Raw genomic sequence first — 14,103 nt, 5'->3', positions numbered from 1 at the left:
GCGGGGCTTTTTTTGGGTCGCTGATGAGCGCCACTAGGTGCTTGTCTTGGAGGCTGAGGTGGTGCGTAAATCGAGCGCCGCGCGGGCGGCGCTCGATCTCACAGACGCCAAACACCTTACGGCAGTCCCCCAGAGCCCCCAACATTCAGTAAAGGTTAGGCTCCATCTCCAACGCCACCCCGAATCGCTCAAGGATGTCCGCCTGGATACGCTGCGCCAATTCATGCAACTGCGCCCCACTCGCCTGGCCATGGTTGACCAGCACCAACGACTGCAACCGATGCACGCCGGCATCGCCCTGGCGATAACCCTTCCAGCCGGCTTGTTCGATCAACCAGCCCGCCGCCAGCTTCATCTGCCCATCGTCCTGGGGATAGGCCACCACCCCCGGATGCTCGGCTCGAATCCGCAGCACTTGCTCGGCAGCGACCACCGGGTTCTTGAAGAAACTCCCAGCATTGCCCAGCTCGGCAGGATCCGGCAGTTTTTCCCGGCGAATACTACAGATGGCATCGCTGATCGCCTGAGCCGTCGGCTGCTGCACCCCCTGCTCCGCCAGGCGCTGACGCACCGGGCCGTAATCCAGGTGCGCTTGCAATGCATGGCTCAGGGCAAACCGTACGCGCAGGATCAACCAACGCCCCGGGGTGCGCTTGAACACGCTGTCGCGGTAACCAAAGGCGCATGCCCGCAGGTCGAATTCGTGCAACTCGCCGGTTTCTCGGTCCAGCGCAGTCAGTCCGGCAAACACGTCCTTGATCTCGACGCCATAGGCACCGACGTTCTGCATCGGCGCCGCACCTACAGTGCCGGGAATCAGGCTGAGGTTTTCCAGGCCGCACAAGCCTTGCTCCAACGACCACTGCACGAACGGATGCCATGGCTCGCCAGCCTCGGCTTCGATGACCACCCGCTCACCGTCGTCGACCAGCACGCGGCGGCCCCGACTGGCCATGTGCAACACCAAAGCGTCGATATCGCGAGTCAGCAACAGGTTGCTGCCACCGCCGATGACGAACACCGGCACACCGCGCCGACGCGCCTCGGCCAAGGCCTCACGCACCTCGTCGTCGTCGTGCACCTGAACGAAGTAGCGCGCCTTCACATCAATGCCGAACGTATTGAAGGGCTTGAGCGAGACCTGCTCCTGCCACTGCATCGTCATAATCGTCCCTTGATTTCAACGACCAGTTCACGGCATGCCGCCTCGATCAGGTCGAGCACCTGCTCGAAGCCTTCGGCGCCACCGTAGTATGGATCGGGGACTTCATCGAGCGGCGCACCATAGCGTCGCAGGAACAAGTCGAGTTCGCCGCTGGCAGTGTGCGGGCGCATGGTCCGCAGATGACCCAGATTGCTCTCATCCATGGCCAGGATCAGGTCGTACTCGGCAAAGTGGGCAGGCTTGACCTGTTGGGCGCGCTGCGCCGACAGGTCGTAGCCACGCGCCAGAGCCGCTCGGCAGGTACGGCTATCCGGCGCCTTGCCCACGTGCCAGTCGCCGGTGCCGGCCGACGCCACATGCACCTGCTCGGCAAGGCCAGCAGCCTGCAACTGGTGACGCAGCACGCCCTCGGCGGTGGGCGAGCGGCAGATATTGCCCAGGCAGACGAACAGGATGCGCATCAGGCCTCCAACAAGCGCCGCACGCGCTCCAGGTCTTCAGGGGTGTCGACGCCCACGGCAGGCGCCTCGATGGCGTCCTCGACGTGGATCCGCACGCCGTGCCACAAGGCACGCAATTGCTCCAGGGCCTCAGTCTGCTCGAGCCAGCACGGCCCCCAGCCGACGAAGTCCTGCAGGAATCCGACGCGGTATGCGTACATACCGATGTGACGGCGGTACGGAACGCCTTCAGGCAGGGCGTCACGGTCCTTGGCAAAGGCATCGCGAGCCCAGGGCAACGGCGCTCGGCTGAACGTCAGGGCCAGGCCGTTCTTGTCGCTGATCACCTTCACCGCATTGGGGTTGAACACGGTTTCCGGCTCGGCGATCGGCTCGGCGAGCGTGGCGATGCCGGCTTCAGGGTGAGCGGCCAGATTGGCGGCTACCTGGTCGATGATCACCGGCGGGATCAGCGGCTCGTCACCCTGCACGTTGACCACGATGGCGTCGGCAGGCAGACCCAGGTGGGCGGCGACTTCAGCCAGGCGGTCGGTGCCGGACTCATGGTCGGCGCGGGTCAGCAGCACCTCGGCGCCGAATGCCTGGCAGGCGTCGACGATGCTGGCATCGTCGGTGGCGATGACCACGCGGCTGGCGCCACTCTTGCGCGCCTGCTCCCAGACATGCTGGACCATCGGCTTGCCGGCGATCGCCAGCAGCGGCTTGCCCGGCAGGCGCGTGGAGCGCAGGCGAGCGGGAATCACCACGGTGAAATTCACGCTCATTTGTCCAGACGCTCGTCGTCGGTCAGGGTGCGCGCCTCGCTTTCCAGCATCACCGGGATGCCGTCGCGGATCGGGTAGGCCAGGCCTGCACCCTTGCTGATCAACTCGGTCTTGTCGGCACTGAGCTTGAGCGGGCCCTTGGTGATCGGGCAGGCCAGGATATCGAGCAGTTTGGTGTCCATGGAAGCTTCCTTGAGGCCAGGTGGCCGGAAATTGAATAAGGGCTCAGGGCTGCGGCTGTCGATCGCGCAGCAGGCGCCGCAGCTGGTCGTCGAACCAGGCGGCGAAGGCCGGCGTCGGCTGCGCCTCGACGGCCAGATACCACCAGTCGTCGGCGGCGAAGTCACGGCATTTCACCGCGTCCTTCTCAGTCATGACCAGAGGCAATGGCGGACTGAATGCCAGGCTCTGGGCAGAAAACCGCGCGTGGTCGGCAAAAGGATGCGGTATCGGCTGCCAGTTTAGCGCCAGCAGGGTGTTGAAGAAACGTTGCGGGTTGCCGATGCCGGCCACGGCATGCAGGCGCTGGCCGGCGGGAAACAGATCGAGGTCGCGGCGTTCGCCGCTGCGCAGGTTGACCAGCGCCGTAGGCTGCAGGCAGAAACCGAAGCCATCGGCGCGGTCTTCGCTGGCACCGTTGAACAGCACCGCATCGGCGTCCTGCAAGCGCTCGGCCGGCTCACGCAGCGGGCCGGCCGGCAGGCAACGGCCGTTGCCCAGGCCACGGGCAGCATCGATCAGCACCAGCTCGAGGTCGCGGGCCAGGCGGTAATGCTGCATGCCGTCGTCACACAGGATCAAGTCCAGCGGCTCGCTGGCCAGCAATGCCTGCACGGCGCGGGAACGATCAGGGTCGATCATCAGCGGCACGCCGGTGCGCTGGACGATCAGCATGGGTTCGTCGCCGGCCTGTTCGGCGCCATGCTCGGGGCGAACGCGCCAGGGCAGTTGCGGCGGCTTGGCGCCGTAGCCGCGGCTGACCACGCCGACCTTGAGCCCCCGCTGGCGGCAATGCTCGATCAGCCAGAGGATCATCGGCGTCTTGCCAGTACCACCGACGGTGATATTGCCGACCACGACGACCGGCACCGGTGCCCGATAGCTGGCGCTTTCACCGCTGAGGAAACGCGCGCGCTTGCGCTCCACCACACGTCGGTATAGAGCCTCGAGAGGGCGCAGCATCGCCAGGGCCGGGTGCCCGGTGTACCAGGCCGCGAGCAGACGATCGGCGAACGCCATCAGGGAGTCCCCTGGGCCGCCTCGACGGTGGTCATGCGCAATTGGCTGAAGCCGAGCTTGCCGGCGGCATCCATTGCAGTGATCACGGCCTGGTGCGGCGTCTTGCCGTCGGCGCTGATGGCGAACGGCAGGGTATTGTCACCCCCGGACTCACGTTCGATCGCCTCGGTCAGGGTGGCGAGGTCGCTCTTGGGCAGCAGGTGGTTGTTCACCGAGTACACGCCGTCGGCGCTGATGGTGACTTCAACCAGCTTGTCCTGGTCGGCCGGTGGCCGTTCGGCGCTGGTCGCCTCGGGCAGTTCGACGCGCAGCTGGGTCTCGCGAGTGAACGTGGTGGTGACCACGAAGAACAGCAGCAAGACGAACACCACATCGATCAGCGACGCCAGATTGATGTCGACGTTCTCGCGCTGGCGATTGCGCCGGAACTTCACGCCTTGCCTCCGGCCACTTCGACTTCACGGTCGCCCTGCAACACCTCGACCAGCTTGATGGCCTCCTGCTCCATGCCCACCACCAATTCGTCGATGCGGCGCAGCAGGAAACGGTGGAAGAACACCGCCGGGATACCGACCATCAAACCGGCTGCAGTGGTGACCAGGGCCTTGGAAATACCGCCGGCGAGCACCGCGGCGTTGGCCGTCATTTGCGAGCCCATGAAGGCGCTGAAGATATCGATCATGCCCAGCACCGTACCTAGCAGGCCCAGCAAGGGGGCCATGGCGGCGATGGTGCCGAGGGTACTGATGTAGCGTTCGAGCTCATGGATCACGCGCGAGGCGGCTTCCTCGATGCATTCTTTCATGATGTCGCGGCCATGGCGCGAATTGGCGAGGCCCGCCGCGAGGATCTCCCCCAGCGGCGAGTCGGCGCGCAGGGCCTTGAGCTTGTCACTGGTGAGTTGCTTGTCCTTGATCCACATCCACACCTGACCCAGCAAATGCGGCGGCGTGACGCGACTGGCGCGCAGGGTCCACAGGCGCTCGACGACAATAGCCATGGCGACGATGGAGCTCAGAATGATCGGCAGCATCATCCAACCACCGGACTTGACCAATTCCCACACGGTAACGCCCCTCTGAAAAATGGTCGCCACTCTACCATACGCTGGCGGAGGGCTCATCTGCCGAAGGTCAGGGAAATAACCCGCCACCACCGCCGCTGCTCACGCACACCCTCAACCTCGCCCCTGCGCCCCAGCATCAGCCGCAACGCCCCATCCACCGCCGTATCGTGCACCGCCAACCCATGGCGCCGATAGCGCTCGAGGACCTGCCCATGGGGATGCCCGAAGCTATTGTTGCGCCCTCGCGAGATCAGCACGCCACGAGGCGCCGTGGCACGGATGAACGCTTCGGTCGACGAGCTGCGACTGCCATGATGGGGCGATTGCAACCAGTCGACTGCCGGCTGGTCGGTCGCCGCCAGCCAGGCGCGCTCGGCCCCCGCCTCCATGTCGCCGGCCAACAGCAAGCGCTCGCCCCGGGCCTCGACCAGCAGCACGCAGGAGCGGTCGTTGCTGCTTTGCCCCTGTGCCCAACGCCATACCGAAAAACGCACCCCGTCCCACTCCCAGCTGTCGTCGTTATCGCATGCCTGGGCCTGCATCGCGTCCGGCAGCGCCTCGGCTTCGCCGGCCAACACCCGGGCGACCGGCAAGTCACGGTGAATGGCCGGCGCCCCGCCGGCGTGATCGGCATGGGCATGGCTGATCAGCATCACATCCAGCTGCCGAACGCCCAGCTTGCGCAAGGTCGGCAACACCACCCGCTCGCCCAGGTCGTGGTCGCCGAACGCCGGACCGGCGTCGTACAGCAAGCTATGGCTTCGAGTACGCAACAGTACCGCCAGCCCCTGACCGACATCGAGCTGCCAGACTTCCACATGCCCTGGAGGCACCTCGTCCCTGGGGACCCAAAGCGCCAACAGCATGACCGCACCCAAGCCACGCAGCGGCACGCCACGGGGCAGCAGCAGCACCAACGCGCCCAGGCACACCACGACCCAGGCCCAGAACGGCGGTGCCGGTGGCACCCAGGCCGGTTGCCACGCCGCCAGGTGGGAGAGCCCACGCAGCAATACTTCCAGCAAGCCGCCGGCCACCCACAACAACGACTCGCCAACACCACCGATCGGCAACAGTGCGGTCCCCAGCAATGCCAAAGGCAATACCGCCAGACTGATCCACGGCACGGCCACCAGGTTGGCCAGCGGCGCACTGAGACTGACCGGCAGTCCGGTCGCCAGCAATACCGGCAACAGGCCGATGGCGATCACCCATTGCGCCCGCGTCCAGGCCTGCCAGGGCCGCCAGCCGCCCAGGCGCGCCCCGAAGCTGTAGATCAGCACCGCAACGGCGGCGAACGACAACCAGAAGCCCGGCAGCAAGGCCGCCAAAGGCTCGACCATCAGGACCAGGGTCAGAGCAAGCAGCCACGGGAAGAAAGCGCCCAGGTGACGAAAGCGCAGGCGCCAGACCAGCACCACGGCCAGCATCAGGCAAGCGCGCTGCACCGGGACGCCCGCACCGGCCAGCCAGCCATACACCAGCGCCGCCGCCATCGCCAAGCTACAGGCCCAAGGCAACCACGGCCAGCGCTGCGGCCACACGCCGTAACGCGCCAGCCCGGCGACCAAGGCATACACCAGGCCGGCGACCAGGCCGATATGCTGTCCGGAAATCACCAGCAGATGCACTGTGCCGGTGGCTTGCAGTACTTGCCAATCCTGACGCGCCAAGCCCGAACCATCGCCCAGCACCAGCGCCGCCAGTACCGCTTCCCGGTCATGGGCGTCGAGCGCCAGCAGCCGCTCGCGCAAGGCGTGCCGCCATCCCGGCGTTGCGGCGTCGACCAACTCCCCGGCCTTGACCGTACCGGTAGCGCCGATCCGCCGCGCCAGCAATTGCGCCTGGCGATCCGGACCGTGGGGGTTGGACAACCCCGTCGGACGCTGCAAGGTCACCGCCAGCCGCCAACGTTCCCCGGTCTGCACGGCGGCCCCATCGAACCAGCTCACCTGGATACGCCCTGGCAATCGGGCACGGCGCGACTGTGGTTGCTCCAGTTCGAACCGCACGCCCTGCGCGGTACGACTGGGCAAGCCAACCACCCTGCCCTCCAGCCACAACGTGCGACCATCGAGCTGCGGCGCCAGACGATCGTCCAACGCCTGTTGCGCCGACCAGCAGGCCCAGCACAGCCCGAGCAGGAAACAGCCCAACGGCCACAGCCTGGTGAAGGCGCAGCCGATACCGCTCAGCAGCATCAGGCAAAGCCATCCGACCGATGGCAATTCCGGAAGCAGACCCAGGCCAAGCAGCCCGAGCGCAAGCGCAAACATCCCTGTGCGCATAGAGGTAGAGCTCCAGAAGCGAAATCACCCGATCATGCTAAGCGCAGATCGAGGTTGGGCTCTTTCAACAATTGTCACAAACTCTAAACGAGGGCGAGGCCCAACACAGGCATACTGCCAGGATCCACGCTCCGGGAGCCTACATGCCGCGCCGACTTTTCAAACGCTACATGCCGGATCCGGCCAGCATTCGGGAACACAAATCCCTGCGCTTCTTCGGGCGGCTGCTGCATGATCCGAACCTGTGGCACCTGAACCGCCATTCGGTGGCCCGGGCCATGGGCGTAGGCCTGTTCGCCGCGCTGATCCCGATGCCGGCGCAGATGCTGCTGGCTGCCGCCCTGGCCATCCCGGTTCGCGGCAACCTGCCGATCGCCGTGAGCCTGGTGTGGCTGACCAATCCGCTGACCATGCCGCCGGTGTTCTTCGCCACCTACATGACCGGTGCCTGGCTGATGCAGGTGCCGCCTCGCACCTTGCCCGACGAGCTGACCTTCCAATGGATCAGCGACCAGCTGTCGACCTTGTGGCAACCGTTCCTGCTCGGTTCGGTGGTCTGCGGCGTGGTGCTGGGCATCCTCGGCTACTTCAGCACCATGCTCTACTGGCGTTGGTGGGTGGGCCGGCAGTGGCGTCGGCGCCAATGCCGGTGCAAGGTCTCAGGCGCGCATGCCGCGACCGCTGACCAACAGGCGGACGCACAGCAGATAGAGCACCGCGGTGGCCACCAGCATGAAGGTGATCGCCGTGCCGATGCTGATATCCGACACCCCTAGGATGCCGTAGCGGAACGAGTTGACCATGTGCAGCACCGGGTTGGCCAACGACACCGCCTGCCAGAACGGCGGCAACAGGTTGATCGAGTAGAACACCCCACCCAGGTAGGTCAGCGGCGTCAGGACGAAGGTCGGGATGATCGAGATATCGTCGAAATTACGCGCGAAGACCGCGTTGACGAAGCCCAGCAGCGAAAAGATGGTCGCCGTCAGCAGCACCACGATGACCGTGACGCCCAGGTGATGCACCTGCAAATGGGTGAAGAACAAAGACAGGAGCGTCACGATCACGCCCACCGCCAGACCCCGCAGCACGCCGCCCAGCACATAGCCGACGAGAATGGTGTGCGGCGACACCGGCGAAACCATCAGCTCTTCGATCGAACGCTGGAACTTGCTGCCGAAGAAGCTCGACACCACATTGCCGTAGGAGTTGGTGATCACCGACATCATGATCAGCCCAGGCACGATGTACTCCATGTAGGTGAAGCCACCCATGTCGCCGATCTGCCGACCGATCAGGTTACCGAAGATGACGAAGTACAGGACCATGGTGATCGCCGGGGGCAGCAAGGTCTGCGGCCAGATGCGCAGGAAGCGCCGCACTTCGCGGTAGACGATGGTGTTCAGGGCGACCCAGTTGGTGCGCAGCTCCACACTCATACCGCCACCTTCGACAGGTTTTTTTCCACCAGGGACACGAACAGCTCCTCGAGTCGGTTGGTCTTGTTGCGCAGGCTCTGCACCTCGATGTTCTGCAGTGCCAGTTGGCCGAACAGCGCGGTGATGCCGATGTCCTTGTCCACCTGCACTTCCAGGCTGTGCGGGTTGATCAACCGGCACGGGTAGCCCTGCAGCACAGGTGCGGCAGGCAGGTCGCGCTTGAGGTCGAGGACGAAGGTCTCGACGTGCAACTTGCCCAGCAACTGGCGCATGCTGGTGTTCTCGACGATGGTGCCGTGGTCGATGATGCCGATGTTGCGGCACAGCTGCTCGGCTTCCTCGAGGTAGTGGGTGGTGAGAATGATGGTGATGCCTTTCTGGTTGAGCTCGGTCAGGAAGCTCCACATCGAACGGCGCAGCTCGATGTCGACCCCAGCGGTCGGCTCGTCGAGGATCAGCAGGCGCGGCTCGTGGATCAGTGCGCGGGCGATCATCAGGCGCCGCTTCATGCCGCCGGACAACGAGCGCGACGGCACGTCGCGCTTGTCCCACAGGCCGAGCTGGGTCAGGTACTGCTCGGCGCGAGCCTTGGCGACTTTCGGCGGGATGCCATAGTACCCGGCCTGGGTCACGACGATGTCGAAGCACTTCTCGAACTGGTTGAAGTTGAATTCCTGCGGCACCACGCCCAGGCAGCGCTTGAGCGCCGCCGGCTCGCGGTCGAGGTCATGGCCGAACACGTTGACCGTGCCGCTGGTCTTGTTGACCAGGGTCGAGAGGATGCCGATGGTGGTGGACTTGCCGGCGCCGTTGGGGCCGAGCAAGGCGAAGAAGTCACCTTCGGCGACGTCCAGGTCGATGCCCTTGAGGGCTTGGAAGCCGTTGCCGTAGGTCTTGGTCAGCTGTCGAATGGACAGTGCGGAACTCATAGCGGGTCACTTACCGAGGATAAAGGTGCAGGACACGCCAGATCAGGTCACTGGCGCAGTGAGTACGGCCATGGTGCAAGCCCTGGCCGCACAAGTACAGTCACGTCTATTGATAGTGACTATCGAAATAGCCAAGGTGTTCGATCAGGTCAACGCGGTCATCACCGCGGCCTGATAGGCCGGACGCGACTTGAGCCGCTCGTACCAGGCCTCCAGGTGATGCATCGCCGGACGCTCGATGGGCATCTCGAACCAGGCATAGATGAAGCTGCCCAATGGGATGTCGCCCATGCCGATCTGGTCACCTGAAAGGAACGGCTGCTTGGCCAGGGTTTCGTCGGCGATGGCCAACAGCTGGGCGCACTGCTTTTGCGCAGCGTTGATCGCCACCCAGTCGCGCTGGTCTTCGGGGGTGCGCAGCAGGCCCCAGAATAGCGGACGGAACGGCGTGGCGAAGGACGAGGTCCAGTCCATCCACTTGTCGGCCAGGGCGCGCTGGCGCGGGTCCTCGATGTACCAGCCCTGCTCCGCGCCATACTCGGCGCACAGATAGCGGACGATCGTATTGGACTCCCACAGGGTCAGATCGCCATCCTCGATCATCGGCACCAGGCCGTTGGGGTTGCGGGCCCGGTAGTGCGGTTCGTCGACCACGCCGAAGGCGCCACCGGCGTCGATCGACTCGAAATCCAGACCCAGTTCGTGGGCGATCCACAGTGCCTTGCGCACATTGCTCGAATTCTTACGGCCCCAGATCTTCAGCATGGCAACGTCCTTATAGGTGAGGAAGCGTGAGTCTACTCCAGACCTTTGGTGTCTGTACTGGCCTCTTCGCGGGCAAGCCCGCTCCTACAAGTACGGCGCCGTACCTGTGGGAGCGGGCTTGTCCCGCGAAGAGGCCGGTCCAGACAAACAATGGACTGAAACTCCCACCGCCACACCCTGTCACTGTTCAGACCCTGCCGTTTACAGCACTGCGTCTAAGCTCTGTTAAACGGCTAATGCCCCTGGCTCCAAGGAGGAACGAATATGTTGCTGTTGTGGTTGGTGGTGCTGGTGATCGGTGCGGCGTACCTCACGCACCGGCGCCTGGCGCCCTTGCAGATACTCGGCATTCTTGCGGCCTACGTGCTGCTGATGGGCATCTTCAGCAGCGCCCCCGGCTGGTTGCTGACGTTGCTGTGGTTGGTGCTGGCCCTGAAAATCGCCCTGGTGGCCCTGCCGCAATGGCGGCAGAAGGTATTCACCGCCCCGGTGTTCAAATGGTTCCAGCGCACCCTGCCGCCAATGTCGCAGACCGAGCGCGAAGCCATCGATGCCGGCACCGTGTGGTGGGACGGCGAGCTGTTCAGCGGCCGCCCCGACTGGCGCGTGCTGCTCGACTACCCGGCGCCGAAACTCACCGATGAAGAACAGGCCTTCATCGACGGCCCCACCGAGGAACTGTGTGCCATGGTCAGCGACTGGCAGATCGGCCAAGACCTCGACCTGCCGCCAGAGGCGTGGGCGCATATCAAATCCAACGGTTTCTTCGCCCTGATCATTCCCAAGGAATATGGCGGCAAGGGCTTCAGTGCCTATGCTCACTCCCAGGTCGCGATGAAACTCGCCACCCGCAGCGGCGATCTCGCCTCCACGGTGATGGTGCCCAACTCCCTCGGTCCTGCCGAACTGCTGCTGCACTACGGCACCGACGAACAGCGCAACCACTACCTGCCGCGCCTGGCCAGCGGCGAGGACATCCCCTGCTTCGCCCTGACCGGCCCGCTGGCGGGCTCCGATGCTGGTGCCATGCCAGATACCGGGGTCATCTGCAAAGGCCAATGGAACGGCGAGGAAGTCATCGGCCTGCGCCTGAACTGGGAAAAACGCTATATCACCCTGGGCCCGGTGGCCACGCTGCTGGGCCTGGCTTTCAAGGCCTACGACCCTGACCACCTGCTGAGCGAACAGGAAGAACTGGGCATCAGCCTGGCGCTGATCCCCACCGACACCCCCGGCGTCGACATCGGCAAGCGCCACCTGCCCCTGGGCGCCGCCTTCATGAACGGCCCCAACAGCGGCAAGGACGTGTTCGTGCCGCTGGACTACCTGATCGGCGGCCAGGACATGCTCGGCAAGGGTTGGATGATGTTGATGAACTGCCTGTCGGTAGGCCGCTCCATCTCGCTGCCTGCCGTCGGTACGGGCGCTGCCAAGTACACCAGCCTGGTCACCGGCCAGTACGCCAACATCCGCGAGCAGTTCAACGTGCCGCTGGCGGCTTTCGAGGGCATCCAGGAATCGTTGGCGCGCATCGGCGGCAATGCCTGGCTGATGGACAGCGCCCGCCTGCTGACCGCCAAGGCCGTGGACCTGGGCGAAAAGCCCTCGGTGCTGTCGGCGATCCTCAAGTACCACCTCACCGAACGCGGCCGTGAGTGCATCCAGCACGCCATGGACGTGCACGGTGGCAAGGGCATCATCATGGGCCCGAACAACTACCTGGGGCGCAACTGGCAAGGGGCGCCGATCTTCATCACGGTCGAAGGCGCCAATATCCTTTCGCGTAACCTGATGATCTTCGGCCAAGGCGCCATCCGCTGCCACCCGTTCGTGCTCAAGGAAATGGCCCTGGCAGGGCGCCAGGACCACGATCAGGCGCTGCGCGAGTTCGATGACCTGCTGATGAAACACATCATGTTCGCCGCCGGCAACGCGTCCAGCACCTTGGTCTACAACCTCGGCCTGGGCCTGCTGGAGAAGGTGCCCGGCGATGCCCTGAGCCAAGGCTACTTCCGCGCCCTCAACCGCCAGGCAGCGGCTTTCGCCCTGTTGGCGGACCTGTCGATGATGCTGCTCGGCGGTGCCCTCAAGCGTCGTGAACGGCTCAGTGCACGCCTCGGGGATGTGCTCAGCTACCTTTACCTGTCCAGCGCCGCGCTCAAGCGTTATCACGACCTGGGATCGCCCGAGCACATGCGGCCCTTGCTCCGTTGGGCGATGGAAGAAAGCCTGGGTCAGGCGGAAAAAGCACTGGATCGCTTGCTCGACAACTTCCCCAACCGCTTCGTCGGCTGCGCCCTGCGCGTGCTGGTGTTCCCCTTTGGCCGGCGCCATACCGGGCCAAGTGACGAACTGGATGCCGAGGTCGCGGCGCTGATCGGCCGTCACAAGGGCGACCCTGCGCTGGAAGAGTTGTTGGCCGGCTGCTTCAGGCCCCAGGCCGAAGGCGACCCGGTGGCGGCGCTGCAACGGGCCAGCGACCTGCTGGACGAAGCGGTGCCCCTGCACAAGGCGCTGCACCAGGCACTCAAGGAAGGCCGTGTGCAACCTGCACCTGGGCAATCGGCAGTCGAAGCCGCCGTCAAGGCCGGGGTACTCCAGCCTGGCGAGGGACAACGTCTGGAAGCGGCAGAAGCCGCACGGCGGGCGGTGATCGATGTGGATGCTTTCGATAAATCGCACTTGCTACCCACACAAGGTCAGGTACGTTGAGACAGGGGGCCGTTTTGCGGCCCCTGCCCCAACCCACGTATACTCCGGCCCCGTTTTACTCACACCGAGGACCGCCCCCCCATGGCCACCCCCCATTTGGAATACCACCTGCAACTGCTTCAACACCTGCGCACCATCCTGGTGGCCCTGGGTGAGGCCGACCAGGTGCCGGAGGAAAGCCATGCTCTGTTCCTCGAGCGCTTCGACGAACTGCTGACGCTGCTACCCCAGGAGCCGCTGGAAAGCCAGTATCTGGGCCAGGACATCATTTGCCAGGTAATCCAGCGGTACCCGCAAATTGCCCATCTGGTGCCTCGCGACCTCTTATGGTTTTTCGCTGGCGACTGCCTGCATTTCATGCCCGATGAAGAGCTTGACCTCTATCAGCAACTTGAGGAGCGCCGCTTCCAGGCACAGCAGAACGATGAGCCATTCGACTGGCACGCCGAGAAACAACTGTTGAGCCTGAGCGAACAAGACATTCGGCACTGAAAGGTCATGGCGGTTAGCGCATGTCTCAACCGCCAACCTACCTCGCTGAGCAGCTTGCAGGATCGTCGGTAACTAAAGCGTAAATTCACTGATCTCCACTGATCCTACCCGCCACTTTATAGAGCTTTCCCTACAGAAACCGCCACCTCCGGCTCGTATTCTGCTCCGGCACGCCTGCTGTCATTCAACTAGCACGGCGCGAACATCGTTCGAAATCTGCCACTATGGGAACTCTCGATGAAGAAAACACTTGCGGCCCTCGCCCTGGGTCTGATCAGCAACACGGCATTGGCCAATTCGGGCAACATCAACTTCGTTGGCAGCATCACAGCGGGCGGCACCTGTCCGATCGAAGTGGTCGAACCTGGTTCTGGCGGCTCCGTACTACCGCGGGTGGTAGTCGGTAGCTACCACCCTGAGTACTTCAGCACTACGGGTACCACAACGCGCGAAATTCCATTCGCAATGCGGGTGACGCCTGTGGGTGGTTGCACCATCCTCCCAGGTCAATCCGGCTACGTTACCTTCACACCGATCTATGGCCCCTCGGGATCCGATCTGTACGCTCTGCGCCCAGGCAGCGCCCGCAACCTGGCGCTTGCCCTGCAGGACAGTTCGTTCAGCAACCTCGCCCCAGGCACTGAATCGGCCGGCTATGAGCTGGACGAAGTCAAGCCCACCGAGATGCTCTTCTACGCCATGTATCAGTCCACCGATACAACCGTTGGCACGGGTGATGCTCAGACCGAAGTGACGTTCACCGTAGATATCAAATAGTTTGCC

At 64.2% G+C, this 14,103-nt stretch carries 14 protein-coding genes and 1 pseudogene; 4 read left to right on the top strand and 11 right to left on the bottom strand.

The window, feature by feature from the left end; translation table 11 throughout:
* Nucleotides 1-145: 145 nt before the first annotated feature.
* The 8 genes from murB to KY379_RS00410 are packed head-to-tail and all read right to left on the bottom strand — an operon-like array spanning nucleotide 146 to nucleotide 6,983.
* Nucleotides 146-1,165, bottom strand: coding sequence for a UDP-N-acetylmuramate dehydrogenase (gene murB, locus KY379_RS00445; RefSeq protein ID WP_196173785.1), 1,020 nt, complete (start codon nucleotides 1,163-1,165; stop codon nucleotides 146-148).
* Nucleotides 1,162-1,626 carry a low molecular weight protein-tyrosine-phosphatase gene (locus tag KY379_RS00440; protein ID WP_196173787.1) on the bottom strand — a complete coding sequence of 155 codons (465 nt, stop codon included), beginning with the start codon at nucleotides 1,624-1,626 and terminating at the stop codon, nucleotides 1,162-1,164. The genes murB and KY379_RS00440 overlap by 4 nt, the downstream gene beginning before the upstream one ends.
* On the bottom strand, nucleotides 1,626-2,390 hold the full coding sequence (kdsB, locus tag KY379_RS00435) for a 3-deoxy-manno-octulosonate cytidylyltransferase (protein WP_133331996.1): 765 nt from the start codon (nucleotides 2,388-2,390) through the stop codon (nucleotides 1,626-1,628). The genes KY379_RS00440 and kdsB overlap by 1 nt, the downstream gene beginning before the upstream one ends.
* Nucleotides 2,387-2,572: a Trm112 family protein gene (locus KY379_RS00430; RefSeq protein WP_003247142.1), complete on the bottom strand. Its 186-nt coding sequence runs from the start codon at nucleotides 2,570-2,572 to the stop codon at nucleotides 2,387-2,389. Before KY379_RS00430 ends, kdsB begins: the two co-directional genes overlap by 4 nt.
* Before the next feature lie 43 nt (nucleotides 2,573-2,615).
* On the bottom strand, nucleotides 2,616-3,629 hold the full coding sequence (lpxK, locus tag KY379_RS00425) for a tetraacyldisaccharide 4'-kinase (protein ID WP_261240243.1): 1,014 nt from the start codon (nucleotides 3,627-3,629) through the stop codon (nucleotides 2,616-2,618).
* Nucleotides 3,629-4,063 carry an ExbD/TolR family protein gene (locus tag KY379_RS00420; protein WP_133331994.1) on the bottom strand — a complete coding sequence of 145 codons (435 nt, stop codon included), beginning with the start codon at nucleotides 4,061-4,063 and terminating at the stop codon, nucleotides 3,629-3,631. The genes lpxK and KY379_RS00420 overlap by 1 nt, the downstream gene beginning before the upstream one ends.
* Entirely contained in the window at nucleotides 4,060-4,695 is a 636-nt protein-coding gene (locus tag KY379_RS00415; RefSeq protein ID WP_133331993.1) for a MotA/TolQ/ExbB proton channel family protein, read from the bottom strand. The genes KY379_RS00420 and KY379_RS00415 overlap by 4 nt, the downstream gene beginning before the upstream one ends.
* Before the next feature lie 53 nt (nucleotides 4,696-4,748).
* Entirely contained in the window at nucleotides 4,749-6,983 is a 2,235-nt protein-coding gene (locus KY379_RS00410; protein WP_261240240.1) for a DNA internalization-related competence protein ComEC/Rec2, read from the bottom strand.
* 143 nt (nucleotides 6,984-7,126) lie between these two features.
* On the opposite strand from KY379_RS00410, the pseudogene KY379_RS00405 reads away from it, so the two are divergent.
* A pseudogene (locus KY379_RS00405) lies at nucleotides 7,127-7,633 on the top strand (DUF2062 domain-containing protein); the annotation flags it as partial.
* A 9-nt stretch (nucleotides 7,634-7,642) separates the two neighbouring features.
* Here the strand turns inward: KY379_RS00405 and KY379_RS00400 are convergent.
* From KY379_RS00400 to KY379_RS00390, 3 genes are all read right to left on the bottom strand, one after another.
* Nucleotides 7,643-8,422: an ABC transporter permease gene (locus KY379_RS00400; RefSeq protein ID WP_261240239.1), complete on the bottom strand. Its 780-nt coding sequence runs from the start codon at nucleotides 8,420-8,422 to the stop codon at nucleotides 7,643-7,645.
* The gene (locus KY379_RS00395) at nucleotides 8,419-9,351 is read right to left on the bottom strand and encodes an ABC transporter ATP-binding protein (protein WP_136913560.1); all 933 of its coding nucleotides are present in this window, start codon (nucleotides 9,349-9,351) and stop codon (nucleotides 8,419-8,421) included. The genes KY379_RS00400 and KY379_RS00395 overlap by 4 nt, the downstream gene beginning before the upstream one ends.
* A gap of 144 nt (nucleotides 9,352-9,495) precedes the next feature.
* A complete protein-coding gene (locus KY379_RS00390) occupies nucleotides 9,496-10,116 on the bottom strand; it encodes a glutathione S-transferase (protein ID WP_261240238.1) in 621 nt (206 codons plus the stop codon).
* Between the two features lie 264 nt (nucleotides 10,117-10,380).
* Here KY379_RS00390 and KY379_RS00385 point away from each other — a divergent pair, with 264 nt between their 5' ends.
* From KY379_RS00385 to KY379_RS00375, 3 genes are all read left to right on the top strand, one after another.
* Nucleotides 10,381-12,828: an acyl-CoA dehydrogenase gene (locus KY379_RS00385; protein WP_261240237.1), complete on the top strand. Its 2,448-nt coding sequence runs from the start codon at nucleotides 10,381-10,383 to the stop codon at nucleotides 12,826-12,828.
* An 81-nt stretch (nucleotides 12,829-12,909) separates the two neighbouring features.
* Entirely contained in the window at nucleotides 12,910-13,320 is a 411-nt protein-coding gene (locus tag KY379_RS00380) for a PA2817 family protein (protein ID WP_261240236.1), read from the top strand.
* Nucleotides 13,321-13,557: 237 nt separating this feature from the next.
* Nucleotides 13,558-14,097: a fimbrial protein gene (locus KY379_RS00375; protein WP_261240235.1), complete on the top strand. Its 540-nt coding sequence runs from the start codon at nucleotides 13,558-13,560 to the stop codon at nucleotides 14,095-14,097.
* Nucleotides 14,098-14,103: the final 6 nt, after the last annotated feature.

This window comes from Pseudomonas sp. HD6422 (genome assembly GCF_025377065.1).
Classification (GTDB): Bacteria; Pseudomonadota; Gammaproteobacteria; order Pseudomonadales; family Pseudomonadaceae; genus Aquipseudomonas; species Aquipseudomonas putida_U.
The sequence above is the reverse complement of the archived record's forward strand: the minus strand, read 5'-3'. Positions and strand labels throughout refer to the sequence as shown.